The sequence below is a fragment of the Streptococcus infantis genome (assembly GCF_047464215.1).
In the GTDB taxonomy this organism is placed as follows: domain Bacteria; phylum Bacillota; class Bacilli; order Lactobacillales; family Streptococcaceae; genus Streptococcus; species Streptococcus infantis_P.
This window is the reverse complement of record NZ_JASHCG010000008.1, coordinates 68,830-95,268: the sequence shown is the minus strand read 5'-3', so window position 1 is coordinate 95,268 and position 26,439 is coordinate 68,830. Positions and strand designations below refer to the sequence as shown.

At 40.3% G+C, this 26,439-nt stretch carries 26 protein-coding genes and 1 riboswitch; of the genes, 16 read left to right on the top strand and 10 right to left on the bottom strand.

Going from position 1 to position 26,439, the window contains the following annotated elements:
- Window positions 1–6: 6 nt before the first annotated feature.
- From rplK to QM469_RS06330, 6 genes are all read right to left on the bottom strand, one after another.
- Window positions 7–432, bottom strand: coding sequence for a 50S ribosomal protein L11 (gene rplK, locus QM469_RS06355; RefSeq protein WP_001085808.1), 426 nt, complete (start codon window positions 430–432; stop codon window positions 7–9).
- Between the two features lie 192 nt (window positions 433–624).
- Complete coding sequence (locus tag QM469_RS06350; RefSeq protein WP_414276311.1) at window positions 625–1,107, bottom strand: GNAT family N-acetyltransferase; 483 nt, start codon at window positions 1,105–1,107, stop codon at window positions 625–627.
- Window positions 1,082–1,501, bottom strand: coding sequence for a chromosome partitioning protein ParB (locus tag QM469_RS06345; RefSeq protein WP_414276305.1), 420 nt, complete (start codon window positions 1,499–1,501; stop codon window positions 1,082–1,084). The genes QM469_RS06350 and QM469_RS06345 overlap by 26 nt, the downstream gene beginning before the upstream one ends.
- Before the next feature lie 27 nt (window positions 1,502–1,528).
- On the bottom strand, window positions 1,529–2,179 hold the full coding sequence (locus QM469_RS06340; protein ID WP_000653445.1) for a phosphatase PAP2 family protein: 651 nt from the start codon (window positions 2,177–2,179) through the stop codon (window positions 1,529–1,531).
- Window positions 2,169–2,732, bottom strand: coding sequence for an ECF transporter S component (locus tag QM469_RS06335; protein WP_000185852.1), 564 nt, complete (start codon window positions 2,730–2,732; stop codon window positions 2,169–2,171). The genes QM469_RS06340 and QM469_RS06335 overlap by 11 nt, the downstream gene beginning before the upstream one ends.
- 157 nt (window positions 2,733–2,889) lie before the next feature.
- Window positions 2,890–3,108: riboswitch (FMN riboswitch) on the bottom strand.
- A 48-nt stretch (window positions 3,109–3,156) separates the two neighbouring features.
- On the bottom strand, window positions 3,157–3,660 hold the full coding sequence (locus tag QM469_RS06330) for a tRNA (cytidine(34)-2'-O)-methyltransferase (RefSeq protein ID WP_320692775.1): 504 nt from the start codon (window positions 3,658–3,660) through the stop codon (window positions 3,157–3,159).
- 393 nt (window positions 3,661–4,053) lie between these two features.
- Between QM469_RS06330 and trkA the strand changes: the two genes are divergently transcribed.
- The 9 genes from trkA to QM469_RS06285 all read left to right on the top strand — a co-directional run bounded on the left by trkA (window position 4,054) and on the right by QM469_RS06285 (window position 15,214).
- Window positions 4,054–5,403: a Trk system potassium transporter TrkA gene (gene trkA, locus QM469_RS06325; protein ID WP_414276304.1), complete on the top strand. Its 1,350-nt coding sequence runs from the start codon at window positions 4,054–4,056 to the stop codon at window positions 5,401–5,403.
- A gap of 3 nt (window positions 5,404–5,406) precedes the next feature.
- Window positions 5,407–6,846, top strand: a complete 1,440-nt coding sequence (locus QM469_RS06320) for a TrkH family potassium uptake protein (RefSeq protein WP_248034659.1) — start codon at window positions 5,407–5,409, stop codon at window positions 6,844–6,846.
- A gap of 163 nt (window positions 6,847–7,009) precedes the next feature.
- Window positions 7,010–7,642, top strand: a complete 633-nt coding sequence (locus QM469_RS06315; protein WP_414276303.1) for a hypothetical protein — start codon at window positions 7,010–7,012, stop codon at window positions 7,640–7,642.
- Between the two features lie 60 nt (window positions 7,643–7,702).
- Window positions 7,703–8,395 carry a CPBP family intramembrane glutamic endopeptidase gene (locus QM469_RS06310; protein ID WP_315640846.1) on the top strand — a complete coding sequence of 231 codons (693 nt, stop codon included), beginning with the start codon at window positions 7,703–7,705 and terminating at the stop codon, window positions 8,393–8,395.
- A 354-nt stretch (window positions 8,396–8,749) separates the two neighbouring features.
- Window positions 8,750–9,979 carry an arginine deiminase gene (gene arcA, locus QM469_RS06305; protein ID WP_371559028.1) on the top strand — a complete coding sequence of 410 codons (1,230 nt, stop codon included), beginning with the start codon at window positions 8,750–8,752 and terminating at the stop codon, window positions 9,977–9,979.
- Between the two features lie 66 nt (window positions 9,980–10,045).
- Entirely contained in the window at window positions 10,046–11,059 is a 1,014-nt protein-coding gene (gene argF, locus QM469_RS06300; RefSeq protein WP_315640906.1) for an ornithine carbamoyltransferase, read from the top strand.
- Window positions 11,060–11,317: 258 nt separating this feature from the next.
- Window positions 11,318–12,265, top strand: a complete 948-nt coding sequence (arcC, locus tag QM469_RS06295; RefSeq protein ID WP_414276302.1) for a carbamate kinase — start codon at window positions 11,318–11,320, stop codon at window positions 12,263–12,265.
- A 93-nt stretch (window positions 12,266–12,358) separates the two neighbouring features.
- Window positions 12,359–13,867 (top strand): YfcC family protein, encoded by a 1,509-nt coding sequence (locus QM469_RS06290; protein WP_153225072.1) that lies wholly within the window; start codon window positions 12,359–12,361, stop codon window positions 13,865–13,867.
- Window positions 13,868–13,885: 18 nt separating this feature from the next.
- Window positions 13,886–15,214, top strand: coding sequence for a dipeptidase (locus QM469_RS06285; protein ID WP_414276301.1), 1,329 nt, complete (start codon window positions 13,886–13,888; stop codon window positions 15,212–15,214).
- A gap of 341 nt (window positions 15,215–15,555) precedes the next feature.
- On the opposite strand, the gene QM469_RS06280 is transcribed toward QM469_RS06285, so the two are convergent.
- Window positions 15,556–17,100: a peptide chain release factor 3 gene (locus QM469_RS06280; RefSeq protein ID WP_414276300.1), complete on the bottom strand. Its 1,545-nt coding sequence runs from the start codon at window positions 17,098–17,100 to the stop codon at window positions 15,556–15,558.
- Window positions 17,101–17,312: 212 nt separating this feature from the next.
- Between QM469_RS06280 and gatC the strand changes: the two genes are divergently transcribed.
- From gatC to nusB, 7 genes are all read left to right on the top strand, one after another.
- Window positions 17,313–17,615 carry an Asp-tRNA(Asn)/Glu-tRNA(Gln) amidotransferase subunit GatC gene (gene gatC / locus QM469_RS06275; protein WP_311518865.1) on the top strand — a complete coding sequence of 101 codons (303 nt, stop codon included), beginning with the start codon at window positions 17,313–17,315 and terminating at the stop codon, window positions 17,613–17,615.
- Window positions 17,615–19,081 carry an Asp-tRNA(Asn)/Glu-tRNA(Gln) amidotransferase subunit GatA gene (gene gatA, locus QM469_RS06270; RefSeq protein WP_414276299.1) on the top strand — a complete coding sequence of 489 codons (1,467 nt, stop codon included), beginning with the start codon at window positions 17,615–17,617 and terminating at the stop codon, window positions 19,079–19,081. Before gatC ends, gatA begins: the two co-directional genes overlap by 1 nt.
- On the top strand, window positions 19,081–20,523 hold the full coding sequence (gene gatB, locus QM469_RS06265) for an Asp-tRNA(Asn)/Glu-tRNA(Gln) amidotransferase subunit GatB (protein ID WP_414276298.1): 1,443 nt from the start codon (window positions 19,081–19,083) through the stop codon (window positions 20,521–20,523). The genes gatA and gatB overlap by 1 nt, the downstream gene beginning before the upstream one ends.
- Window positions 20,524–20,647: 124 nt before the next feature.
- A complete protein-coding gene (locus tag QM469_RS06260; RefSeq protein WP_414276297.1) occupies window positions 20,648–21,688 on the top strand; it encodes a 2,3-butanediol dehydrogenase in 1,041 nt (346 codons plus the stop codon).
- Window positions 21,689–22,067: 379 nt separating this feature from the next.
- Entirely contained in the window at window positions 22,068–22,628 is a 561-nt protein-coding gene (efp, locus tag QM469_RS06255) for an elongation factor P (protein ID WP_000568646.1), read from the top strand.
- Between the two features lie 28 nt (window positions 22,629–22,656).
- The gene (locus QM469_RS06250; protein WP_049548992.1) at window positions 22,657–23,046 is read left to right on the top strand and encodes an Asp23/Gls24 family envelope stress response protein; all 390 of its coding nucleotides are present in this window, start codon (window positions 22,657–22,659) and stop codon (window positions 23,044–23,046) included.
- Window positions 23,039–23,461: a transcription antitermination factor NusB gene (nusB, locus tag QM469_RS06245; RefSeq protein ID WP_049548991.1), complete on the top strand. Its 423-nt coding sequence runs from the start codon at window positions 23,039–23,041 to the stop codon at window positions 23,459–23,461. Before QM469_RS06250 ends, nusB begins: the two co-directional genes overlap by 8 nt.
- A gap of 50 nt (window positions 23,462–23,511) precedes the next feature.
- Here nusB and QM469_RS06240 read toward each other — a convergent pair whose 3' ends face one another.
- The 3 genes from QM469_RS06240 to accD all read right to left on the bottom strand — a co-directional run bounded on the left by QM469_RS06240 (window position 23,512) and on the right by accD (window position 26,252).
- Window positions 23,512–24,237, bottom strand: coding sequence for a lysostaphin resistance A-like protein (locus QM469_RS06240; protein WP_414276296.1), 726 nt, complete (start codon window positions 24,235–24,237; stop codon window positions 23,512–23,514).
- Between the two features lie 384 nt (window positions 24,238–24,621).
- Complete coding sequence (locus QM469_RS06235) at window positions 24,622–25,389, bottom strand: acetyl-CoA carboxylase carboxyl transferase subunit alpha (protein WP_414276295.1); 768 nt, start codon at window positions 25,387–25,389, stop codon at window positions 24,622–24,624.
- Window positions 25,389–26,252 (bottom strand): acetyl-CoA carboxylase, carboxyltransferase subunit beta, encoded by an 864-nt coding sequence (gene accD / locus QM469_RS06230; protein ID WP_414276294.1) that lies wholly within the window; start codon window positions 26,250–26,252, stop codon window positions 25,389–25,391. Before accD ends, QM469_RS06235 begins: the two co-directional genes overlap by 1 nt.
- Window positions 26,253–26,439: the final 187 nt, after the last annotated feature.

The following is a 26,439-nucleotide window of genomic DNA, read 5'->3' as shown; positions in this document are numbered from 1 at the left end:
TATTGATTAGTCAACAACAGTGAATCCCATAGAACGAGCAGTACCTTCGATCATACGCATTGCAGACTCAATGTTTGCAGCGTTCAAATCTGGCATCTTAGTTTCTGCAATTTCTTGTACTTGTGCACGAGTAACTGTAGCAACTTTAGTTTTGTTAGGTGTACCTGATCCTTTTTCAACACCTGCAGCTTTTTTCAAAAGAACAGCAGCTGGTGGTGTTTTTGTAACGAAAGTAAATGATTTGTCTTCGTATACAGAGATAACAACTGGAATGATCATACCAGCTTGGTCAGCAGTACGAGCGTTGAACTCTTTTGTGAATCCCATGATGTTGATACCAGCTTGACCAAGAGCAGGTCCAACCGGTGGAGCTGGTGTAGCTTTACCAGCAGGGATTTGCAATTTTACAAGTTTTTCGACTTTTTTAGCCATTTTTAAATCCTCCTTTGTGGTTTTGGCGGTAATTAGAGATTTTTACCTCCCACAAGTATGCTTTACACATACCCATCTATTATACACTATTTTTTAAAAAATGCAAGAGAAATTTTTATTTTTGATATTTCTTTCTGTTACACTTTTTTTGTGAAATCAATCTTCAGAATCTTCTACCACAATGGAGTGAGTTCATTCGCCCAAAGTTAGTACAAAACTCACTCCATTTTCAGTAGTACCACTTTCCACAAATCCAAGAAACTCAAAGCATCTTCTAGAAATACGATTGAAAGTATAGATTTCTTGAACTTTCAATTGTTTCCAACCCTTTTGCCGAGCTAGATCAATCAAAGCCTTCAAAACCTTGCGTCCAAGTCCTTGATGTTGATAAGTTGGATTGCCAATCACAATAGGAAGATTCTCCTGAGATAAGGTGACATCCCCAATTGGAAGCCACTCTCCCTTTTCTCGAAACTCAATCCAGAACAAATCCCCGTGTCTTTCTAAATAGGAATACATGGCATTTAATTTTTCCGGACTATAAGGTATTCTAATACCGTCTACAAGTTCCACCAAATCCACATCTTGATACCAGGCCAAAGCTGCATCATGATGATCCGCTAAAAAATAGGGAACTAGACGCAAGGAATCATCTATCTGAATGATTTTTGTCATCATTTTCTAATCCTAATACTAGCTCCGCTGCTTGATTAAACCCATCACACCAGTTATACCATTTTGCTTCATACTCATCTTGAGGTAAGATATGATTTTTTAAATCCAGAACAGAGCATATCCTTCTTTTCTCACAAGCTTGCGCATAGAGTTGATAGAGTTCATCACCTCCATCTCTATCCCACTCAGCAGAAATCGTATTCTGCCCTATCAATAAAGCCTGATAAGCCCTGTGATGCCCATCTGTAATCAACAAATAATCTCCAAATGCAAGAACGCTGATTGGATCAACATTGATTTGTTCCACCGACTGATAAAGCATCTGGATATCTTGTAACTTCTTTTCTGATAAATATAGTTGAGTCGGATGAAGATCTTTTATGTTGACTTCCATTTTTATCTCCTCAAGAAGGGGCAATTCCTACTTCTGCTTTCCTTTGAAGCGCCATTGAAAACGCAGTTTATCGTAGAAAGGGAACTCCATAAACAAAACTCCTAGGCCTACACAAAGGCTGGCAATCACATCTGACGGGTAGTGAACTCCCAGATAAATTCTTGATACCAATACACTGAAGATGTATAAACTTAGCAAGATTTGAACGATTTTTCTCCAGACTGTATTCTTAATCCTTTGGCTCAAAATCACAATCAAAGTTCCAACCATAATCGTTACTGCCAGAGAATGTCCGCTTGGAAAAGAAAAACCTTTTTCTTCTACCAAGTGTAGAATTTCTGGCCGTGGTCTTTGGTAGATATTTTTAAAAGTTACGATTAAGATTCCAGCTAAAGTCAAATTCCCCAGCATGAGATAACTTTCCATCTTCCATTGCTTACGATAAAATACAAAAGCTACAATTAAAACCCAGCTAATAATGACTGGGATGTCAATTAAGTGCGTAATTGCCCGAAAAAGAAGCGTTAAGGTCTCAGGTAAATCACCTCTAATGGCAGTCTGAATCGGCTGATCAAAACTGACCAGCATTTCTGGATAAAATTTGACAATATAGCCAATAATCATAAAAAGTAAAAGGGCAAAAGAGCCCTTCATCATAAATGTTTGTTTATCTTTCATAGTATTTTAAAGTTGGTTTCAAAAGGACAAACAACAACCAGAAAGAGATGGCAAAGATAATACCTTCAATCAGATTAAAAGGCAAAACCATAGTCATCAGGTAGTTGCTCAATCCTAAGATTTTCTCAATATCAAAATTAGCAAACTTAGCGTACAAAGGAACAGCATAAACATAGTTTAGAACTAGCATAGCTAGAGTCAAACCAAGCGTACCAGCTAGTGAAGCTAGGACGAAACGCATGGTTGTTCGCTCTTTTTTCCAAATCAAACCAAAAGCAAGTACAAAGACTCCCAAGGCAACAATATTCATCGGTAAACCAATATAGGTACTAACCCCTTGATTGTTCAGAAGGATTTTCAACAAGGACCGAAGGAAAAGCACTCCAAAAGCCGCGGGTAAATCCAAGACTACCAAGCCCACAAGAACCGGTAAAATACTGAACTCAATCCTCAAAAAGGATGCCGCTGGCAAAAGCGGAAAGTCAAAGTACATCAACACAAATGAAAGCGCTGATAGAATTGCAATGGTCGAAAGTCGACGTGTGTTTGTCATAACAGGTTCCTCCAATTTTCTATAAAATCAGAAGAAGTTGGAAAGGATTCCTCTATCTACCCTCTATTTTTATATTCCAAAAGTTTCCCCTCACTCTGTTTAAGCAAGCGGTTGCAATTTACCTATAAAAAATCAATTAGAATAGACAAAGCCATTCTTTCGTCTTCTCCCATCCAGACTATACTGTCGGTTGTGGAATCTCACCACATCAGCTTGCGCTCGCGGACTTATTTGGCTAAGATATTTTAGATTTATCTAGACGTCGCAGTCGAAGATAATACTTAAAGTATATCGAGACAAGACAACGAAGAGAAAGCTAAAATAGCTAGTCAAATTCACCGCCGGTCGGGAATTACACCCAGCCCTGAAGACCCCTTTATGATAACAAAAAAAGCTTGCAAGCGCAAGCATTTTATCTAAGTGTTTATTTCAATTTATCTGTTTCATAAGTGTGAACCAGTTCGAGGCCCACAAAGTTTTGTTGTCGGAGAGCCTCATAGACAATCATACATACTGTATTAGATACATTCAGGCTACGAACATGTTCATCATTCATCGGAATTCTGAGAGCCTTTTCTGGATGCTCTCGCATAAATTCCTCAGGCAAGCCCTTATCTTCACGTCCAAAGAGAAAATAATGATCTCCTTCTGTCGTGAAATCTGCATCTGAATAGACTTTTTCTGCAAACTTGGAAATCAGGTAGAGCTGACCATCCATTTTTCCCATAAAATCAGCCAAGCTATCATAAAAATGAATCTCAAGCTTGTCCCAATAATCTAGACCTGCCCGCTTCATCTTACGATCATCAATAGGAAAACCCATCGGTTTGATAATATGAAGGGGCGCATTCGTTGCTGCGCAAGTACGAGCAATATTACCCGTATTTTGTGGAATCTGGGGTTCAAATAATACAATGTGATTTGTCATGCCTTGTTTCCTCTCACTAGTGCAAAAAAATAGCCACACTGCCCGGAGTCAAGCTCAGCAAACAGCGTGGTTAAGGCGTCGTTAACTTACCTCACAACAGGTTTGAAGTAAATCAGCGAAACTACTGTTTTAGTATATCACTTTCAGCTTGATTGTCAATAGAAATGACTTGATTTTTTCAATTTTTTTACAAACATATTTACATTATCTAAAAATGCTTATGTATTCATTAGAATTACACGAAAATAGCTGATTTATATCTTAAATTTTTAACAAGTAAGATTATCAGTGGGACAATTTTCTACCCCTATAATGAAAAGAGTCGGTTGCCGAGTGCATTTTATTCTAAAAAAGAGTATGATAGATACATATTGAAAAAGTAGGTTATTTAATATGAAGATTATTCTTGTCGGAGGGGGGAAAGTTGGATCTGCCCTTTGTCGTTCACTTGTCGCTGACAATCATGATGTTGTTCTAATTGAACAGAACGAAACGGTTCTTAATTATATGACAAGCCGTTTTGATATTATTGGAATTGCTGGTAATGGGGCTGACTTTGCCATGCTAGAAGCTGCCAATGTTCAAGACTGCGATATTTTCATCGCTATGACTCAATATGACGAGGTCAATATGGTCTCTGCTGTCTTAGCTAAAAAAATGGGTGCCAAGGAAACCATCGTCCGTGTTCGCAATCCTGAGTATTCCAACCCTTACTTTAAAGAAAAAAATATTCTCGGATTTTCTCTTATTGTCAATCCAGAACTCCTTGCAGCTCGGGCTATCGCTAATATCATCGACTTCCCAAATGCTCTTTCTGTTGAGCGTTTTGCAGGTGGTTTGGTTAGTTTGATGGAATTCAAGGTTCGAATTGATAGTAATATTTGTCAGATGTCTATTGTTGATTTCCGTAAAAAGTTTGGTAATGTTATCGTTTGTGCCATTGAGCGCGATCATAAGCTCATGATTCCAAGTGGGGATATGGTCCTCCAAGATAAGGATCGGATTTTTGTTACAGGTAACCGTGTAGACATGATGCTTTTTCATAACTATGTCAAATCTCGTGTCGTTAAGAGTTTACTCATTATCGGAGCCGGAAAAATCGCCTACTACCTTGTTGGTATTTTGAAAGATAGCCGTATTGATACCAAGGTCATTGAACTCAATCCAGATCGCGCAGCATTTTTCAGTCAAAAATATCCAAAACTCTATATTGTACAAGGGGACGGAACTGCAAAAGATATTCTCCTAGAAGAAAGTGCCCAACACTACGATGCGGTCGCAACCCTTACTGGAGTTGACGAAGAAAACATTATTACATCTATGTTCTTGGATAGTGTGGGTGTTCAGAAAAACATCACTAAGGTCAATCGAACTAGTCTCCTAGAGATTATCCATGCACCTGAGTTTTCTAGTATCATCACACCAAAAACTATCGCTGTTGATACGATTATGCACTTTATCCATGGTCGTGCCAATGCCCAATATTCAGATCTTCAAGCGATGCACCACCTAGCAAATGGACAGGTTGAAACTCTTCAATTCCTTATCAAGGAAGCTAACAAGATGACTGGTAAACCTTTGTCTCAATTGAAACTCAAAAAAGATATTTTAATTGCTGCTATTATCCGCAATGGAAAAACAATCTTCCCAACTGGTGAAGATAGCCTTCAAGTCGGTGATAAGTTAGTTGTCATCACACTACTATCAAATATCACCAAGATCTATGATCTGTTAGAGAGGTAAGCTATGAATAGAAGTATGGTACGATTTCTTCTTGCAAAGCTACTCTTGATCGAGGCTGGTCTACTCTTAGTTCCAGTTAGCATTGCTATTTATTATCGAGAATCGAGTCAAGTTTTTACAGCTCTTTTCTCTACCATCGGAATCCTTGTTGTTCTAGGTCTTCTGGGAATCATCAGCAAACCTAAAAAACAGCGAATCTATGCAAAAGAAGGGGTCTTAATTGTAGCTCTCTGTTGGATTCTCTGGTCATTCTTTGGTGCCCTTCCCTTTGTCTTTTCAGGGCAAATTCCCAATATGATAGACGCCTTCTTTGAGATTAGTTCTGGCTTCACAACAACGGGAGCAACCATTCTAAATGATGTTTCTGTCTTAAGCCGTTCTCTTCTATTTTGGAGGAGTTTTACTCACCTTATCGGAGGGATGGGGGTGCTGGTTTTTGCCCTAGCTATCATGGACAATGCAAAAAACAGTCACTTAGAGGTTATGAAGGCAGAGGTTCCTGGACCAGTATTTGGTAAGGTTGTATCTAAGCTAAAAAATACAGCTCAAATCCTTTATATCCTCTACCTGGCTATGTTTGCCCTCTTTGTGGTTATTTATTACCTTGCTGGGATGCCACTCTACGATAGTTTTGTTATCGCTATGGGTACTGCTGGTACTGGTGGCTTTACTGTTTATAATGATGGAATTGCCCACTATCACAGTTCTCTCATCACCTATTTGACAAGTATCGGGGTTTTAATGTTTGGTGTCAATTTCAACCTTTACTACTATCTCATGCTCCGTCGTATCAAGGAATTCTTTTTTGATGAAGAACTCCGAGCCTATCTCTTGATTGTAGCCATATCAACTGGCTTAATCACGCTTAACACACTCCACCTCTACAGTGGAGTTTCTCAAAGCTTTGAGATGGCCTTCTTCCAAGTATCTAACATCATTACCACTACCGGTTTTGGATATGGGGATATCACGAACTGGCCTTTGTTCTCTCAATACATCTTGCTAATGCTGATGGCAATCGGTGGTTCTGCTGGCTCCACTGCAGGTGGTCTCAAGGTTATTCGCGGAGTCATCCTATCTAAAATTGCTAAAAATCAAGTCTTGTCTACCATATCACCTCATCGTGTGTTAACCCTTCAGGTTAATCAAACGGTTATTGATAAGGATACCCAGCACAAGATTCTGAAGTACTTTGTGGTTTATATCATGATTTTACTCAGTTTGATTTTCATCGTCAGTTTAGATACCAATAATTTAATGGTGGTCACGAGTGCTGTTTTCAGTTGCTTTAACAATATCGGTCCTATTTTAGGAACAACTGCAAGTTTCTCAATTTTTAGTCCATTTTCAAAACTTCTACTATCCTTTGCAATGATTGCAGGACGTCTTGAAATTTATCCAATCATACTACTCTTTATGAAGCGAACCTGGTCTAAACGTTAGAACAATCAACTTTATACCCTATCTTCCCTCTTCAAGGGCCCCTTGAAGAGGGATTTTTTAGTTTCAAAAGACAAGACAGCTCTAAAAATCGACAATTGGGAATTTAAGGACTTTTCTCTCCTATCTTTTAGCTATAATAAGAAAAAAATATAGGGGATACTTTATGGAAAAAGTCATAAAATCAATTCGACTACTCTTGTTCTTTGCCTTAATCCAACTGGCACTTTGTAGTTGTATCTTTTGGTCTGGAACCTCTCTGGCCCTCAAACAATCCTGTTTTTATTTTCTACTGGCTTTATTGGGCTTATCTGGGTCTTGTGCCTTTATGCATTATTTATCTAGTCACAACTTAAAAAGAGATAGACTGATTGACAGGAGTCGCTTTATCTTTTTATTTTATAGTATGATGATTGTGGTCAACCTCTGCGGGGTTGGGCTGGTTCTGTCAGAGAGTATCGTCACTGTTAACTTACTTCAAAAAGAAGCTGTAGAACTCATCCTTCCCTCCTTCTTTTTTCTCTTTGGAGTTGATCTCGTTACCTTTCTCCCCTTGAAAAAATGGAGAAGGTTACAAAAAAATTCCAGTAGCAAGGAAGTGAGATTTTCCGTCATCATCATTTCCATTTTAATCTTCCTACGTAACCCAATCACCATTTTATCGATTGCTTTTTATATTGGCCTTGGTGCTCTATTTCTCAGCTTTTTATTCCCAAAAAATTTGAGACAGGAAGTATCATTCTACGGTCATTTGATTCGGGATATTCTATTTGTCGTCTGTACTTTCCTCTTATGGTAACAAATAGAATCCTCTCAGCAATTGTGTTATAATTAGATAAAAATTTTAGGAGACATATCAATGAACTTTTTTAAAGATTTTCGTAAACGACTCGCGTGGTTTGGGATTTTGTTAGTAGCTATCTTTCTATCTCAGACTCCTATGCTAACTCTATCTATACTAACTAAAATTCAGTTTAATCCAATCTGGTCACCAATTCTTGTGTCCCTTATTTCGATTCTTGTGATCGCTATCTTTTTATACGGAGCCCATAAGAGCAAGTTACTAGTATTTAAGCCTAAACTCTTAACGATTAATGATCTTCCTCGTATTGTTTTGAGTTATTTGACAATCTTTGTTGGAAATCTTGTAGGTGGCATCTGGTTACAACTCATAAAACAAACAACAACTTCTAATCAGCAAGTAATTAACAACCTTATTTCCGAAAGCTCTCTGATTAGCAGTTTCTTCCTCATCGTTTTAATCGCACCTATTTGTGAAGAAATCATCTGTCGCGGGATTATTCCTACCAAACTCTTCCAAGGCTACGAAAAGTTTGGCTATGTTATTGGTTGGTTGATCTTCCTCCTTGCGCACAGACCTTCTAATCTCCCTTCCTTCTTGATTTATGGCTGGATGTCAGCCGTCCTCACTTGGACTGCTTATCGTACTAGACGTTTGGAAATGTCTATCTCAGTCCATATGCTACTTAATAGTATCAGTTTCATCTTACTGGCACTCTTTACAATTTTTATGAAAAATTTCGGTATCTAATACCCAACTATTCTTCCCTTAGGCTAGATCAATCGTCCTAGTCTAAGGGATTTTTTTATTTCAACAAACTTTTCACCTCAAAAAATCCACCTTTTTTTACTATCTCAAAAGTTTTTTAAAAAAATTTTAAAAATATTTTTATGCATAAATTTTATAGAATATAAAAATAAGTTAACTTAACATGTATATTTGTGAATATTCTTATAAAAAAATGTAAGAAATCCTTTAAAATAGCCATTTTAAAGCCTTTTAGGCCTTATCATATCCCTTGTAATGCATATTAATTTGTGATACTATTAGCTTGTAAGCGATACCAATATCATTTGGTACACACGAGAAAAAAGGAGGATACACATGTCTTCACATCCAATTCATGTTTTCTCAGAAATTGGGAAACTGAAAAAAGTTATGTTGCACCGTCCGGGTCAAGAATTAGAAAACTTGATGCCTGATCACCTTGAGAGGTTGCTCTTTGATGACATCCCATTTTTAGCAGATGCCCAAAGTGAACACGACGCCTTTGCTCAAGCACTCCGTGACGAAGGAATCGAAGTGCTCTATCTTGAACAATTGGCTGCTGAATCATTAACTTCTCCAGAAATACGCGACCAGTTCATCGAAGAATATCTCAACGAAGCAAATATTCGTGGTCGACAAACTAAAAATGCCATCCGAAAACTGCTTCATGATATTGACGACAATCTTGAACTGATCAAGAAAACAATGGCAGGTGTTCAAAAAGTTGAATTGCCTGACATCCCTGAAGAAGGCAAAGGATTAACTGACTTGGTTGAATCTGACTATCCGTTTGCCATCGATCCAATGCCAAACCTTTACTTCACTCGCGACCCATTTGCGACTATCGGAAATGCAGTATCACTTAATCACATGTACGCCGATACACGCAATCGTGAAACACTTTATGGTAAGTACATCTTTAAGTATCATCCAATCTATGGTGGTAAGGTAGAGCTCATCTATAACCGTGAAGAAACTACTCGGATTGAAGGTGGAGATGAACTTGTTCTTTCAAAAGATGTCCTAGCAGTTGGGATCTCTCAACGGACTGATGCCGCTTCTATCGAAAAACTTTTGGTTAATATCTTCAAAAAGAATGTTGGCTTCAAGAAAGTTTTGGCTTTTGAATTTTCAAACAGCCGTAAGTTCATGCACTTGGATACTGTCTTCACCATGGTAGACTATGACAAATTTACAATCCACCCAGAAATCCAAGGCAATCTTCGCGTCTATTCCGTCACTTACGAAAATGAAGAACTCAAGATTGTTGAAGAAAAAGGAGATTTGGCAGAACTTCTTGCTCAAAACCTTGGTTTAGAAAAAGTTACACTCATTCCTTGTGGTGATGGTAATATTGTTGCAGCTGCTCGTGAACAATGGAATGATGGCTCTAACACACTCGCTATTGCACCAGGTGTCGTAGTCGTTTATGAACGCAACACTGTGACCAATAAGAAACTTGAAGAATATGGACTTCGTCTCATTAAGATTCGCGGCAGGGAGTTGGTACGCGGTCGTGGTGGACCTCGTTGTATGTCAATGCCGTTTGAACGCGAAGACATTTAGATTCTTCCTATTTCTGCTAGCATCTGCTAGCAGAATCATGCTTGTTAGAAAAGGATATATAGAATGATACATTCAGTATTTCAAGGAAGAAGTTTTCTAGCTGAAAAAGATTTTACCCGTGCAGAGCTCGAATATTTGATTGGACTTTCAGCTCACTTGAAGGATCTTAAAAAACGAAACATCGAACACCGCTATCTAGCTGGTAAAAATATTGCTCTTTTATTTGAAAAAACTTCTACCCGTACACGCGCAGCCTTCACAACTGCTGCAATCGATCTTGGTGCACATCCAGAATACCTGGGGGCAAACGATATTCAACTAGGTAAAAAAGAAACTACGGAAGATACCGCAAAAGTTTTGGGACGTATGTTTGATGGTATTGAATTCCGTGGTTTTAGTCAAGATATGGTTGAAGAATTAGCTAAATTTTCTGGTGTTCCTGTTTGGAATGGCTTGACGGATAAATGGCACCCAACTCAAATGCTTGCAGACTACTTGACAGTACTAGAAAATTTCGGACATCTTGAAGGTTTGACATTGGTTTACTGTGGTGACGGTCGTAACAATGTTGCCAATAGTCTTCTAGTAACAGGAGCGATCCTTGGTGTGAACGTTCATGTCTTTTCACCAAAAGAACTCTTCCCAGATCAGGCAGTTGTTGCACTGGCTGAGGGATATGCCAAAGAAAGTGGGGCTCACATCCTCATCACAGAAGATGCTGATCAAGCTGTAAAAGGGGCTGATGTCCTTTACACTGATGTTTGGGTATCTATGGGCGAAGAAGATAAGTTTGCAGAACGTGTCGCTTTGCTAAAACCTTACCAAGTCAATATGGATCTTGTTAAGAAAGCAGGCAATGAAAACTTAATCTTCCTCCACTGCTTACCAGCCTTTCATGATACGAACACAATCTACGGCAGACAAGTAGCTGAGAAATTTGGTGTAAAAGAAATGGAAGTAACTGATGAGGTCTTCCATAGCAAATATGCTCGTCAGTTTGATCAAGCAGAAAATCGTATGCACACCATCAAAGCCGTTATGGCTGCTACACTAGGAAATCTCTACATTCCTAAAGTGTGATACAAACTATAAGAAACAGCTTAGGGGCTGAGACTAGTGTTTTAGTCCGGTCCCTTTTTGTAATAGTTACGAGCTCTGAATTGGAATTCCCAAATAGTCACCATTCAAGCAAAAACCTCATAACAAGTAACTGCCTTCCAGTTATTCGCATTTCGAAATTCCAATTCAACTCGTCCCTACAAAGTATTTCTTCTCAACTTCCAAATCCAAGCCTTTAACCAAAATTGGCTTTTGTTCATCCAAAAGAAAGGAGCGCTCATGTCTCATCGTAAAATCGTTGTAGCTCTTGGAGGAAATGCCATTCTTTCCACAGATCCGTCTGCTCAAGCTCAAGAAGCTGCTCTGGCAGAAACAGCACGCCATCTGGTGAAACTCATCCAAAATGGTGATGAATTGATTATCACCCATGGCAATGGACCGCAAGTTGGTAACCTTCTCCTCCAACACCTAGCAGCGAATTCCGAAAAAAATCCTGCCTTTCCTCTCGATTCACTTGTTGCTATGACAGAGGGTAGCATCGGTTTTTGGCTCCAGAATGCTCTGGAAAATGCTTTACAGGATATTCATCTTGATAAAACTGTCGTTTCTGTTGTCACACAAGTTGTCGTGGACAAGAATGATCCTGCCTTTCTCAATCCAAGTAAACCCATTGGTCCATTCTACTCAGAAGAAGAGGCTAAAGCAGAAAGCGAAAAAACTGGGGCTAACTTTAAAGAAGATGCAGGACGTGGCTGGCGTAAGGTAGTGGCTTCTCCAAAACCTGTTTATATCAAAGAAATCGATAGTATACGCGCACTCTTAGATAAGGGACAAATTGTCATTGCAGCAGGCGGTGGAGGTATTCCTGTAATCAAAAATGAAAACGGTTACCTATCAGGAGTCGAAGCCGTTATTGATAAGGACTTTGCTTCTCAACGCTTGGCAGAGCTAGTCGAAGCAGATCTCTTCATCATTTTAACTGGCGTCGATTATGCCTATATCAACTATAACAAACCAAATCAAGAAAAGTTGGAGCGAGTAACTGTTAGCCAACTTCAAGAATACATCAAAGAGGGGCAATTTGCTCCTGGTAGTATGCTACCAAAAATCCAAGCTGCCATTGATTTTGTGACCAATCGTCCAGCAGGAAAAGCAGTTATCACTTCCCTTATCAATCTAGGAGCTTTAATTGAATCTGATAGCGGAACAATCATCGTGAAAGAATAATAGTTTAGTCATACCTTTCAAGAAAGTTTAGTCAGCACTCTTGCCACATCATTCGTTTTTATACTGTGTGACATAGTTTAGGAGGAAAAACAAATGAGTGAAAATAAAAAAAGGTTTCAAATGCCCTCATCATACACTGTTTTGATTATCATCATTACCATCATGGCATTTTTAACCTGGATCATTCCAGCAGGTAAGTATGATACCAATGAAGCAGGTAACCTCATCGCAGGTACCTATCAAACTGTTGACTCAAATCCTCAAGGGATTTACGATGTCCTCATGGCACCAATTCGTGCCATGCTCGGTCACGAACCAACTAGCGCAGCCATCGATGTTGCCTTCTTTATCCTTATGGTCGGAGGTTTCCTTGGTGTCGTAAACGCTACTGGTACACTCGATGTAGGGATTGCCTCCATCGTTAAAAAATACAAGGGCCGCGAAAAAATGTTGATTCTCATCCTCATGCCCCTCTTCGCACTTGGAGGAACTACCTATGGTATGGGAGAAGAAACCATGGCCTTCTACCCCCTTCTTATTCCTGTAATGATGGCAGTTGGTTTTGACAGTATCACTGCTGTAGCCATCATCTTACTAGGTTCTCAAGTTGGTTGTTTGGCATCTACATTGAATCCATTTGCTACTGTTATCGCTTCTGATACTGCGGGAATCTCTTCTATGGATGGGGTTATTCTCCGTGTTATCTTCTGGTTTGTAATGACAGGTATCAGCACTTACTTTGTTTATCGTTATGCAGAAAAGATTCAAAAAGATCCTACTAAATCGCTCGTTTACGCTCAACGCGAAGAAGATATCAAACACTTCAATGTTTCCGAAAACGATGATGCACCATCTACCTTGAGCAAGAAACAAAAACATGTCCTCGCTTTATTTGTATTAACCTTTATCATTATGATTGCAAGTTTCATCCCTTGGGTTGATTTGCATGTTACTGTATTTGAAGACTTCAAGAATTGGTTAATCGGACTTCCTGTAATTGGAGGAGTTATCGGTTCATCTGCTCTACCATTTGGTAGCTGGTACTTCCCAGAAGGCGCTATGCTCTTTGCCGTTATGGGGATTTTGATCGGTGTTGTCTATGGTCTCAAAGAAAGCAAGATTGTCTCAACCTTCCTAACTGGTGCTGCAGATTTACTTTCAGTTGCCTTGATTTGTGCGGTTGCTCGTGGTATCCAAGTTATCATGAACGATGGTATGATTACTGCAACCATCCTACACTGGGGTGAAATCGGCCTTCAAGGTCTCTCTCCTCAAGTCTTTATCGTATTGACCTATATCTTCTACCTACCTATGTCCTTCCTCATTCCTTCTTCATCTGGTCTTGCTAGTGCAACCATGGGGATCATGGCTCCTCTTGGAGAGTTCGTCAATGTTAAAGCAAGCCTTATCGTCACTGCCTACCAATCTGCATCTGGTGTCCTTAACCTTGTGACTCCTACTTCAGGTATTGTTATGGGTGCTCTTGCTCTTGGTCGTGTCAGCCTTGGAACTTGGTGGAAATTTGTTGGAAAACTCGTCATCGTCATTGTCGTTGCAAGTATTCTACTTCTTATCTTGGGTACCCTAGTGCCATTCTTATAGTCAAAAGGGGAAATACGGATGAAATCCTATATTACAGAATCAATCAAAGAGGATTTTCTTCAAAGTTTGAAAATAATCATCTCTTATCCTTCTGTTCTCAATGAAGGTGAAAATGGCACTCCCTTTGGTCAAGCCATTCAAGATGTCCTGAAAAAAACTCTGGACTTATGTCAAGAACTTGGTTTTAAAACCTACCTTGATCCTCAAGGATATTATGGGTATGCAGAAGTTGGTGAGGGGGATCTCCTTGCCATCCTCTGCCACCTAGATGTAGTTCCTGCAGGTGATTTGACAGACTGGGAAACTCCTCCATTTGAAGCTAGTATCAGAGATGGGCGGATTTATGGTCGGGGTTCCCAGGATGATAAAGGACCTTCTCTTGCAGCCCTTTACGCAGTCAAAAGCCTGCTTGACCAAGGAATTCAATTCAAAAAACGGGTTCGTTTCATATTTGGTACTGATGAGGAAACCCTTTGGCGTTGTATGGCAAGATATAATGTCATTGAAGAACAAGCCAGCATGGGATTTGCTCCTGATTCATCGTTCCCATTAACCTATGCAGAAAAAGGACTCCTTCAGGTCAAACTTCATGGACCTGGATCAGAACAACTCGCCTTAGATGTAGGTGGAGCTTTCAATGTCGTTCCTGATAAGGCAACCTATCAAGGACCACTTATGGAACAACTCCAAGAAGGGCTAATATCTGCTGGTTACGATTATCAACAAAATGATCAGTCCCTTACTGTTCTAGGACTATCTAAGCATGCCAAGGATGCCAGCCAGGGGATTAATGCAGTCATTCGACTAGCCACCGTCTTTGATTCCATTCAATCCCATCCTGCACTGACATTTCTTGCCAAAGAAGTTGGTCAAGATGGTCAAGGAAAAGGAATCTTTGGTGATATCAGCGACCAGCCTTCTGGACATTTATCCTTTAATGTGGCCGCCTTAACCATTACTCCCGAAAGTTCTGAGATTCGAATTGATATCCGAATCCCAGTCCTTGCAGACAAGGATGCCCTTGTTCATCAGCTGAAAGAGCGCGCAAAAGCTTACCAACTTAGCTACCAAGAATTTGACTACCTAGCACCACTTTACGTTGCAAGAGATAGTATGCTCGTCACTACACTCATGCAGGTTTATGAAGAAAAAACTGGTGACAATAGTCCCGCTCTATCATCTGGCGGTGCAACCTTTGCACGTACCATGCCAAACTGTGTCGCTTTTGGTGCCCTCTTCCCAGGAAGAGAGCAAACAGAACACCAAGCAAATGAATATGCTATCTTAGATGATCTCTATCATGCTATGGATATCTATGCTGAAGCTGTTTACCGATTAGCGACCTAAAAGACCTCCTAAACTCCGTCCCACATTGGGGCGGAGTTTTAGGAAAATTTTGAATAGCAAGCTACAACAAAAGCCAAGGAAGGGATTTTCTTGGCTTTTTGCAATAGTTTTAAGGTAAGTTACCAACTCAGGCACTCTTTTTTCATTAGGACACGAAAACGATTATTTTTCGCCAATGAGTTAGCAAGGCAGTTAGGACATACACTATCTAATCGTTACGACGTAAAGTTTTACGAATCGATAATATTCGTAAAACTTTACTAGTGGAGCGCCTAGCCAAGTTCCATAGAAACTTGGCGTTAGTTACTTAGATTGTTACACAATCAAGTAACTTTGGAGATCTACATCTTTTCCTCCAACTCTACATCTGGATACTTGTCCGCAAACCAACGGAGGGCAAAGTCATTCTCAAAGAGGAAGACTGGTTGGTCAAAACGGTCCTTGGCCAAGATATTACGACTAGATGACATCCGTTCATCCAAGTCCTCAGGCTTGATCCAGCGAACGGTCTTTTTACCCATTGGGCTCATAACCACTTCTGCATTGTACTCATTTTCCATACGATGTTTGAAGACTTCAAACTGCAATTGACCAACGGCACCCAACATATATTCACCTGTTTGGTAGTTGGTATAAAGCTGAATAGCTCCTTCTTGCACCAATTGCTCGATTCCCTTGTGGAAGGATTTTTGCTTCATAACATTCTTAGCAGAAACTTTCATGAAAATTTCAGGTGTAAAGGTTGGCAGTGGTTCAAATTCAAATTTGTTTTTCCCAACTGTCAAGGTATCCCCAACCTGATAAGTACCTGTATCGTAAACTCCGATTATATCTCCTGCCACGGCATTGGTCACATTCTCACGACTTTCCGCCATAAACTGAGTGACATTCGAAAGTTTAGCACCCTTACCAGTACGAGGCAGATTGACACTCATCCCACGCTCAAATTCACCTGATACGATACGGACAAAGGCGATACGGTCACGGTGACGAGGATCCATGTTGGCTTGGATTTTAAAGACAAATCCTGAAAAATCCTTGTCGTAAGGATCCACAATTTCACCGTCTGTTTTCTTGTGTCCATGTGGTTCTGGAGCAAACTTAAGGAAGGTTTCAAGGAAGGTCTGCACACCAAAGTTTGTCAAAGCTGAACCAAAGAAGACTGGTGTCAATTCTCCAGCCAGAATAGCTTCCTCTGAAAACTCATTTCCAGCTTCATTCAAAAGCTCAATATCATCCTTGACTTGCTCGTAGAAAGGATTGCTGCCAAAAAGCTCGTCCCCATCTTCTAGACTAGCGAAACGTTCATCCCCCTTGTAGAGTTCCAAGCGTTGGTTATAAAGGTCATACAAACCTTCAAAAGCTTTCCCCATCCCGATTGGCCAGTTCATAGGATAGCTCGCAATGCCTAGAACTTCTTCTAATTCTTGCAAGAGATCCAAAGGCTCACGACCGTCACGGTCCAGCTTGTTCATAAAGGTAAAGACGGGAATGCCACGATGTTTCACAACCTCAAACAATTTCTTGGTTTGGGCCTCGATACCTTTTGCAGAGTCCACGACCATGACCGCAGCATCCACCGCCATCAAAGTCCGATAAGTATCTTCTGAAAAGTCCTCGTGCCCTGGGGTGTCTAGGATATTGACACGCTTACCATCGTAGTCAAATTGCATCACAGATGAAGTAACCGAAATCCCACGTTGCTTCTCGATATCCATCCAGTCAGACTTGGCAAAAGTCCCTGTTTTCTTTCCTTTTACGGTACCAGCCTCACGAATCTCGCCTCCAAAGTAGAGCAACTGCTCAGTAATGGTTGTTTTCCCCGCGTCAGGGTGGGAGATGATAGCAAAGGTACGACGTTTCTTAATTTCTTCTTGAATATTCATAAGTTCTCTTTCTCTGATTCTCTATTTTTCTTGTTTCAATAGCTAAGAATGATTTTTACATTGGATTTTACCATTCCTTTCAACACTCCATTATATCGGATTTTGCCATTTTTTTCAATTTCTATTTCTTTTCACTTATCCCTCCCTTATTTATAGGAAAATATGGTAAAATAGAACAGATAAATAATCATCATTTCACGAAAGGATGCAAGATGAAAATTACGCAAGAAGAGGTAACACACGTTGCCAATCTTTCAAAATTAAAATTCTCAGAAGAAGAAACTGCTGCCTTTGCGACAACCTTGTCTAAGATTGTTGACATGGTTGAATTGCTGGGCGAAGTTGACACTACTGGTGTTGAACCAACGACTACCATGGCAGATCGCAAGACCGTTCTTCGCCCAGACGTAGCCGAAGAAGGAACTGACCGTGATCGCTTATTTAAAAATGTACCTGAAAAAGACAATTACTATATCAAGGTACCAGCTATCCTGGACGATGGAGGAGATGCCTAATGACTTTTAACAATAAAACCATTGAAGACTTGCACAATCTCCTTGTATCCAAGGAAATTTCTGCAACCGAACTAACGCAAGCAACGCTTGAAGATATCAAGGCGCGCGAAGAGGCTATCAACGCTTTTGTTACCATCGCTGAAGAGCAAGCTCTTGCTCAAGCCAAAGCTATTGATGAAGCTGGAATTGACGCTGACAATGTCCTTTCAGGAATTCCGCTTGCTGTTAAGGATAATATCTCTACAGACGGTATCCTGACAACTGCTGCCTCAAAAATGCTCTATAACTATGAGCCTATCTTTGATGCAACAGCTGTTGCTAATGCAAAAGCGAAAGGCATGATTGTCGTTGGAAAAACCAACATGGACGAATTTGCCATGGGTGGATCAGGTGAAACTTCTCACTATGGTGCCACTAAAAATGCTTGGGACCAGACAAAGGTTCCTGGTGGTTCATCCAGTGGTTCTGCCGCAGCCGTAGCTTCAGGACAAGTCCGCTTGTCACTTGGTTCTGATACTGGTGGTTCTATCCGCCAACCTGCTGCCTTCAACGGGATTGTTGGTCTCAAACCGACCTACGGAACGGTTTCTCGTTTCGGTCTCATTGCCTTCGGTAGCTCATTAGACCAGATTGGACCTTTCGCACCAACTGTTAAGGAAAATGCTCTCTTGCTCAACGCTATTGCCAGCGAAGACGCCAAAGACTCTACTTCTGCTCCTGTCCGCATCGCTGACTTTACTTCAAAAATCGGTCAAGACATCAAGGGCATGAAAATTGCTTTGCCTAAGGAATACCTTGGTGAAGGGATTGACCCAGAAGTTAAGGAAACTATCCTGAACGCCGCTAAACACTTTGAAAAACTTGGTGCCATCGTTGAAGAAGTCAGCCTTCCTCACTCTAAATACGGTGTTGCCGTTTACTACATTATCGCTTCATCTGAAGCTTCATCAAACTTGCAACGCTTTGACGGTATCCGTTACGGCTATCGTGCAGAGGATGCGACTAATCTTGATGAAATCTATGTAAACAGCCGTAGCCAAGGTTTCGGTGAAGAGGTGAAACGCCGTATCATGCTAGGGACTTTCAGCCTTTCATCAGGTTACTATGATGCTTACTACAAGAAGGCTGGTCAGGTTCGTACCCTTATCATTCAAGATTTCGAAAAAGTCTTTGCGGATTATGACTTGATTTTGGGACCAACTGCACCAAGCGTTGCCTATGACTTGGATTCTCTCAACCACGATCCCGTTGCCATGTACTTGGCTGACCTCTTGACCATCCCAGTCAACTTGGCAGGTCTCCCAGGAATTTCGATTCCTGCTGGATTCTCTCAAGGTCTACCTGTCGGTCTGCAATTGATTGGTCCTAAGTACTCTGAGGAAACTATTTACCAAGCTGCTGCTGCATTTGAAGCAACAACAGACTACCACAAACAACAACCCGTGATTTTTGGAGGTGATAACTAATGAACTTTGAAACAGTCATTGGACTTGAAGTCCACGTAGAGCTCAACACCAATTCAAAAATCTTCTCACCTACTTCTGCCCACTTTGGAAATGACCAAAATGCCAACACCAACGTGATTGACTGGTCCTTCCCAGGAGTTCTGCCAGTTCTCAATAAAGGTGTTGTTGATGCCGGTATCAAAGCTGCTCTTGCCCTCAACATGGACATCCACAAGAAGATGCACTTTGACCGCAAGAATTACTTCTATCCTGACAATCCAAAAGCCTACCAAATTTCTCAGTTTGATGAGCCAATCGGTTATAACGGCTGGATTGAAGTCGAGTTAGAAGACGGTACAACTAAGAAAATCGGTATCGAGCGCGCCCACTTGGAAGAAGACGCTGGTAAAAACACCCACGGTACAGATGGCTACTCTTATGTTGACCTTAACCGCCAAGGGGTGCCATTGATTGAGATTGTATCTGAAGCAGACATGCGTTCTCCTGAAGAAGCCTATGCTTATCTGACAGCCCTCAAGGAAGTTATCCAGTACGCTGGTATTTCTGACGTTAAGATGGAAGAAGGTTCTATGCGTGTGGATGCCAACATCTCTCTTCGTCCTTATGGTCAAGAGAAATTCGGTACCAAGACTGAGTTGAAGAACCTCAACTCCTTCTCAAACGTTCGCAAGGGGCTTGAATACGAAGTCCAACGTCAGGCTGAAATCCTACGCTCAGGTGGTCAAATCCGCCAAGAAACACGCCGTTACGATGAAGCCAACAAGGCAACCATCCTCATGCGTGTTAAGGAAGGTGCTGCTGACTACCGTTACTTCCCAGAACCAGACCTACCCCTCTTTGAAATCTCAGATGAGTGGATTGAGGAAATGCGTACGGAGTTACCAGAGTTTCCAAAAGAGCGCCGTGCACGCTATGTCTCTCAACTCGGATTATCAGACTACGATGCTAGCCAGTTGACTGCAAACAAAGTCACTTCTGACTTCTTTGAAAAAGCTGTTGCCCTAGGTGGTGATGCCAAACAAGTCTCTAACTGGCTCCAAGGTGAAGTTGCTCAGTTCTTGAATGCCGAAGGCAAGACACTGGAACAAATCAAATTGACACCAGAAAACTTGGTAGAAATGATTGCCATCATCGAAGACGGTACGATTTCGTCTAAGATTGCCAAGAAAGTCTTTGTCCACCTAGCTAAAAATGGCGGTGGAGCTCGTGAATACGTTGAAAAAGCAGGTATGGTTCAAATCTCAGATCCTGATGTTTTGATTCCAATTATTCATCAAGTCTTTGCGGATAACGAAGCCGCTGTTGCCGACTTCAAGTCAGGAAAACGTAACGCTGACAAGGCCTTCACAGGATTCCTCATGAAAGCGACCAAAGGCCAAGCCAACCCACAAGTCGCCCTTAAACTCCTTGCCCAAGAATTGGCGAAGTTGAAAGAAGATTAATATGTAAAAGAAACCAGCCCTAAGGTTGGTTTTTCTTGACAAATATAAAGAAAGCGTTTACAATATTACATGTAAAGTTTCCTAAAAGGAAAATTAAAAATCGCAACAATAAGGAGTTATTCATATGCCTACAATGAAAGCAGCTCGCTGGCATGCAGCAAAAGATGTTCGTATTCAAGAAGTAGAAGTCCCTGAGGTACTTCCGCACCAAGTAAAAGTTGCTGTTAAATTCACAGGAATTTGTGGTACTGACCTCCACGAATTTTTAGATGGCCCTATCTTCATCCCAACAGAAGAACATGTCTATTCTGGTCAAAAAGCACCAGTAACACTGGGACATGAATTTTCTGGTGAAATTGTAGAAGTCGGAAGCGATGTTACTCGTGTTAAAGTTGGTGATCGTGTTGCTGTAGAACCAATTCTAGCTAAGAATAACTTAGTTGGTAATTATAATTTGGATCCAAACCTTAATTTTGTCGGTTTGGCTGCAGACGGTGGATTTGCCAAATATTGTGTTTTAGACGGTGACTTAGTACATGTCATTCCAGATAGCTTAAGCTATGAGCAAGCTGCTCTCACTGAGCCAGCTGCTGTTGCAGTTTATGCAGTTCGTCAATCAGCACTAAAAACTGGTGATACTGCTGCTGTCTTTGGCTTAGGTCCGATTGGTCTCTTAATTGTAGAAGCCCTTCGTGCAGCGGGTGCTTCTAAGATTTATGCTGTTGAACTATCACCTGAACGTCAAGCAAAAGCTGAAGAGTTAGGAGCTATCGTTGTCCGTTCGGAAGAGGGTGAAACAGCTGTTGAAGCTATTCATCGTTTAACAAACGGTGGTGTAGATGTTTCTTATGAAGTAACGGGTGTGCCAGTAGTTTTAGGGCAAGCTCTAGCCGCAGTACATAAGGCAGGTGAGTGTATGGTTGTCTCTATCTGGGAACGAGAAGCAAATATTAATCCGAATGAATTTGCAATCCAAGAAAAGACACTAAAAGGAATCATTGCTTATCGTCATATCTTCCCTAAAGTATTAGAATTGATGGAACAAGGCTACTTCTCTGCTGAAAAATTAGTTACTAAGAAAATTAAATTGGAAAATATCGTCGAAGAAGGCTTTATCGAATTAACTCAAGATAAGTCACAAATTAAAATTTTGGTAGAACCATAATAAAAATCAATCTTTTTAAGACAATACTAACAGGTCGGAGTAAGCTTACTTCGGCCTTTTGAAATATAATACTCTTCGAAAATCTCTTCAAACCACGTCAGCGTCACATTACTGTATATATGGTTACTGACTTCGTCAGTTCTATCCACAACCTCAAAACAGTGTTTTGAGCAGCCTGCGGCTTGCTTCCTAGTTTGCTCTTTGATTTCCATTGAGTATGAGAAGAAATATAGTGGATACTATTTAACATTAACCACTCCACCTGACTAGGCAATATTCTTTTTCTCCCCCACCATCTCCCATTAACTATTTTGGCTTTATTTCCAGAAGATTTTATGGTAAAATGAAGAGTAATAATATTTATAAAAGAGGTAAAAACATGATTGAAGCAAGTAAACTAAAGGCTGGTATGACCTTTGAAACAGCAGAAGGAAAATTGATCCGCGTTTTGGAAGCTAGCCACCACAAACCAGGTAAAGGAAACACTATCATGCGTATGAAATTGCGTGATGTCCGTACTGGTTCAACATTTGAAACAAGCTACCGCCCAGAAGAAAAATTTGAGCAAGCTATTATCGAAACAGTTCCAGCTCAATACTTGTACAAAATGGACGACACAGCTTACTTCATGAATACAGAAACTTATGACCAATACGAAATTCCTGTTGTAAATGTTGAAAACGAATTGCTTTACATCCTTGAAAACTCAGATGTAAAAATCCAATTCTACGGAACTGAAGTAATCGGTGTGACTGTACCAACTACTGTTGAATTGACAGTTGCTGAAACACAACCATCTATCAAAGGTGCTACTGTTACAGGTTCTGGTAAACCAGCAACAATGGAAACTGGTCTTGTCGTGAACGTTCCAGACTTCATCGAAGCAGGACAAAAATTGATTATCAACACTGCAGAAGGAACTTACGTTTCTCGCGCCTAATCTCTAGAAACTAGAAAGAGGTCATTCTATGGGAATTGAAGAACAACTTGGCGAAATCGTCATCGCCCCACGTGTACTTGAAAAAATTATTGCTATCGCAACTGCGAAAGTTGAAGGCGTACACTCTTTTTCAAACAAATCAGTATCTGACACCCTTTCAAAACTTTCTCTTGGTCGTGGCGTATATCTAAAAGAAGCAAACGATGAGCTCACAGCTGATATCTACCTCTACCTAGAGTACGGTGTCAAAGTTCCTAAGGTTGCTATGGCTATCCAGAAAGCTGTTAAGGATGCTGTCCGCAATATGGCTGATGTTGAAATCACTGCCGTCAACATTCACGTTGCTGGTATCGTTCCAGATAAAACACCAAAACCAGAATTGAAAGACTTATTCGACGAGGACTTCCTCAATGACTAGTCCATTATTAGAATCTAGACGTGAACTACGTAAGTGTGCTTTCCAAGCCTTGATGAGTCTTGAATTTGGTTCAGATCTAGAAACTGCTTGTCGCTTCGCCTACACACATGATCGCGAAGATACAGACGTACAACTTCCTAACTTCCTTGTAGAGCTCGTTTCTGGTGTCCAAGCTAAAAAGGATGATCTGGATAAACAAATCACTCAACATTTGAAAACTGGTTGGACCATCGATCGTCTGACTTTAGTGGAAAAAACTCTTCTACGCCTAGGAGTTTTTGAAATTACTTCATTTGACACTCCTCAACTCGTAGCTGTTAACGAAGCCATTGAGCTTGCTAAAAGCTTTTCAGATCAAAAGTCAGCCCGTTTCATCAATGGACTCCTCAGTCAATTTGTGACAGAAGAAGATTAAATAATATAGAAAAAGTGTTTGACTCAGATCAAACACTTTTCTTATTACTACTATCTTAAAAAACGATAATAGATAAAATTATAAACAAAAATCCAGATGGGCTTTGCATAAGTGAGAAAGTTGAAAAAACTATGGCATAGGATTGTAATTTTCAGGTTCTTTGTCCAACGGTAGACAAGGGCATAGAAGAAACCGCCTAAACTATAAATGATGAAACTGATAGGATCTCGGTGAGTTAGGATCAAATGACTAAGTCCAAAGATAAGAGCAGATAGGATAACATCCAGATAGTACTTGGACTGGGGGAAAAAGTTATTCATAAAGTACCCCCTATGAATCAGTTCCTCCAATATAGGTCCGACGACTACTGTTAAACTAAAACTGAGAACAGTTGATAGAAAAGTTGGTTGTCCATTTGAATACAAGGCTGAAAGAAGGTCTTGAAAGATATACTTGTTATCAATGAAGTGATGAAACTGTAACTGAAAAGCATCCACCAATTGACGATCAAAATAAGTAGCCACTAGACCAACTACAAGGTAAAAGAATCTTGACTTCTTTGAACCCTTTTTTTCAAAAATATAGAGCATCTCTTTCTTTTTGAGCCAGTAGATAAATAATAGCAAAATAGCTATTACTTCAACTGTTAAAAAGATAGAATAGCCATTTATCCCCCATCCTAAAAACTTAGTCAGATGCACAATCCCTAACTCTGGTAGATAAACCGATAGAAATACCAGTAAGATAAAGACTCCAAAATGCCAAAGTTTTTTCATACTCATTCCTTAAAAAAATTAAAATTACCTTGATGGAGGGAAAAATTAACACCCCCCTATTCAGTTTATCAGTTATATACTGACATAGCACAGCATAAAATCTATAAAAACTTATACTCTTCGAAAATCAAATTCAAACCACATCAGCTTCACCTTGCCGTACTCAAGTACAGCCTTCGGCTAGCTTCCTAGTTTGCTCTTTGATTTTCATTGAGTATTAATCTATTCTCTGTAGCACTTATAGATTATCATTCCTTATTATAAAATATACATCTTTTTTAAACGCCCCTCAGTTCCATTTCCTCAACTGTCAATTATTAATCCTGAAATGTCTTTTTTTATAGAAGCTAAAAAGCTAGAACCACTTTTGTTCTAGCTTTCTTTTTAATACTTTCTAAAGCGTTGATAACGCTCTTCAATGAGTTGGGCTAGCGGAAGTTTACCAAGTGCATCGAGTTCCGCTTGAAGTTGTTCTTTCACTTGCTTGATCAGATCTTTACTTGATAGACCCACCTCAGAGATGACCTTATCAACAACTTGCATATCCAACAACTCATACGAAGTGATTTTCATCAACTCAGCTGCTTCCATAGCACGCGTGCCATCTTTCCACAAGATGGAAGCAAAGCCTTCGGGACTGAGAACTGCATAGATAGAGTTTTCTAGCATCCAAACACGGTCAGCTACTGCAAGTGCAAGAGCTCCACCAGAGCCTCCTTCACCGATAATAATGGCAATGATGGGAACTTTTAAATCACTCATTTCAAAGAGGTTACGGGCAATAGCTTCACCTTGACCCCGTTCTTCTGCTCCTACACCAGGATAGGCACCAGCAGTATTGATAAAGGTTACAATTGGACGACCAAATTTTTCAGCCTGCTTCATCAAGCGAAGGGCTTTTCGATAACCTTCTGGATGAGGTTGACCAAAGTTGCGGTTAAGATTATCTTGTAAGCTTTTACCTTTTTGGATTCCGACAACAGTTACTGCTTGATCTCCCAACCAACCGATACCACCAATAACAGCACCATCATCTCTGAAAGAGCGATCCCCATGTAGCTCTACAAAGTCATCAAAAATTCCTGTTGCGAAGTCCAAGGCAGTTAAGCGGGTTTGTTCACGTGCTTCTCTGATAATTTTCGCTATATTCATCAACAATCCCCCTTATGCAACCTTACTAATCGAGCAATCGTATCTGGCAATTCTCGCCGTTTAATAATTGCATCTACAAAACCATGTTCCAGTAAAAACTCTGCTTTCTGGAAGTCTTCTGGTAGGTCTTCTCTTACTGTATTTTCAATGACACGGCGTCCGGCAAATCCTACCAAACTTTGAGGTTCCGCCAAGATGATATCCCCTTCCATTGCAAAGGAAGCTGTAACACCTCCAGTTGTTGGATCCGTAAGGATAGTCAGATAAAAGAGATCTGCATTGGAATGACGTTTAACTGCAGCAGAGATTTTAGCCATCTGCATCAAACTCATGATTCCTTCTTGCATACGTGCTCCACCAGATGCTGTAAACAAGACAACTGGTAATTTTTCAGCTGTCGCGTATTCGAACAAGCGAGTGATTTTTTCACCAACTACAGTTCCCATAGACGCCATGATAAAGTTAGAATCCATGATGCCAAGGGCAACCTTCTCTCCCTTAATCAAAGCTGTTCCTGTCACAACAGCCTCATCAAGACCTGTCTTTTCACGCATCAAAGTCAATTTTTTACGATAGCCTGGAAAATTCAAAGGATCCTGAGTCTCAATCCCTTTAAACATTTCCAAAAACGTACCCATATCAATGGTTAAAGCTAAACGCTCTTGAGCTGAAATACGGAAGGTATAGCCACAGTGAGGGCATATACGCTCACTCCCCAAGTCCTTTTGGTAAATTGTATATTTGCAACCTGGACATTGGGAGAAGAGCTCATCTGGAACCTCTGGCTTGATCTGAGGTTGATTTACAGTCGAACGATTGGGATTGATTCGAATATATTTATCTTTTTTACTAAATAGAGCCATACATCCCCCTTTTCAGTCTTATACTATTTTTATACTCAATGAAAATAAAAGAGCAAACTAGGAAACTAGCCGTAGGTTGCTCAAAGCACTGCTTTGAGGTTGTAGATAAGACTGACGAAGTCAGCTCAAAACACTGTTTTGAGGTTGTGGATAGAACTGACGAAGTCAGTTACCTATATCTACGGCA

Excerpts from the sequence above, each read along its gene's own strand:
- QM469_RS06240 (WP_414276296.1), bottom strand. The coding sequence starts at position 24,237 with ATGAAAAAACTTTGGCATTTTGGAGTCTTTATCTTACTGGTATTTCTA.
- QM469_RS06260 (WP_414276297.1), top strand. The coding sequence starts at position 20,648 with ATGCCTACAATGAAAGCAGCTCGCTGGCATGCAGCAAAAGATGTTCGT.
- QM469_RS06320 (WP_248034659.1), top strand. The coding sequence starts at position 5,407 with ATGAATAGAAGTATGGTACGATTTCTTCTTGCAAAGCTACTCTTGATC.
- accD (WP_414276294.1), bottom strand. The coding sequence starts at position 26,252 with ATGGCTCTATTTAGTAAAAAAGATAAATATATTCGAATCAATCCCAAT.
- arcA (WP_371559028.1), top strand. The coding sequence starts at position 8,750 with ATGTCTTCACATCCAATTCATGTTTTCTCAGAAATTGGGAAACTGAAA.
- QM469_RS06285 (WP_414276301.1), top strand. The coding sequence starts at position 13,886 with ATGAAATCCTATATTACAGAATCAATCAAAGAGGATTTTCTTCAAAGT.
- QM469_RS06345 (WP_414276305.1), bottom strand. The coding sequence starts at position 1,501 with ATGGAAGTCAACATAAAAGATCTTCATCCGACTCAACTATATTTATCA.
- efp (WP_000568646.1), top strand. The coding sequence starts at position 22,068 with ATGATTGAAGCAAGTAAACTAAAGGCTGGTATGACCTTTGAAACAGCA.
- gatC (WP_311518865.1), top strand. The coding sequence starts at position 17,313 with ATGAAAATTACGCAAGAAGAGGTAACACACGTTGCCAATCTTTCAAAA.
- QM469_RS06340 (WP_000653445.1), bottom strand. The coding sequence starts at position 2,179 with ATGAAAGATAAACAAACATTTATGATGAAGGGCTCTTTTGCCCTTTTA.
- nusB (WP_049548991.1), top strand. The coding sequence starts at position 23,039 with ATGACTAGTCCATTATTAGAATCTAGACGTGAACTACGTAAGTGTGCT.
- gatA (WP_414276299.1), top strand. The coding sequence starts at position 17,615 with ATGACTTTTAACAATAAAACCATTGAAGACTTGCACAATCTCCTTGTA.
- QM469_RS06280 (WP_414276300.1), bottom strand. The coding sequence starts at position 17,100 with ATGAATATTCAAGAAGAAATTAAGAAACGTCGTACCTTTGCTATCATC.
- QM469_RS06290 (WP_153225072.1), top strand. The coding sequence starts at position 12,359 with ATGAGTGAAAATAAAAAAAGGTTTCAAATGCCCTCATCATACACTGTT.
- QM469_RS06310 (WP_315640846.1), top strand. The coding sequence starts at position 7,703 with ATGAACTTTTTTAAAGATTTTCGTAAACGACTCGCGTGGTTTGGGATT.
- QM469_RS06235 (WP_414276295.1), bottom strand. The coding sequence starts at position 25,389 with ATGAATATAGCGAAAATTATCAGAGAAGCACGTGAACAAACCCGCTTA.
- QM469_RS06250 (WP_049548992.1), top strand. The coding sequence starts at position 22,657 with ATGGGAATTGAAGAACAACTTGGCGAAATCGTCATCGCCCCACGTGTA.
- QM469_RS06350 (WP_414276311.1), bottom strand. The coding sequence starts at position 1,107 with ATGACAAAAATCATTCAGATAGATGATTCCTTGCGTCTAGTTCCCTAT.
- trkA (WP_414276304.1), top strand. The coding sequence starts at position 4,054 with ATGAAGATTATTCTTGTCGGAGGGGGGAAAGTTGGATCTGCCCTTTGT.
- QM469_RS06335 (WP_000185852.1), bottom strand. The coding sequence starts at position 2,732 with ATGACAAACACACGTCGACTTTCGACCATTGCAATTCTATCAGCGCTT.
- arcC (WP_414276302.1), top strand. The coding sequence starts at position 11,318 with ATGTCTCATCGTAAAATCGTTGTAGCTCTTGGAGGAAATGCCATTCTT.
- QM469_RS06315 (WP_414276303.1), top strand. The coding sequence starts at position 7,010 with ATGGAAAAAGTCATAAAATCAATTCGACTACTCTTGTTCTTTGCCTTA.
- gatB (WP_414276298.1), top strand. The coding sequence starts at position 19,081 with ATGAACTTTGAAACAGTCATTGGACTTGAAGTCCACGTAGAGCTCAAC.
- rplK (WP_001085808.1), bottom strand. The coding sequence starts at position 432 with ATGGCTAAAAAAGTCGAAAAACTTGTAAAATTGCAAATCCCTGCTGGT.
- QM469_RS06330 (WP_320692775.1), bottom strand. The coding sequence starts at position 3,660 with ATGACAAATCACATTGTATTATTTGAACCCCAGATTCCACAAAATACG.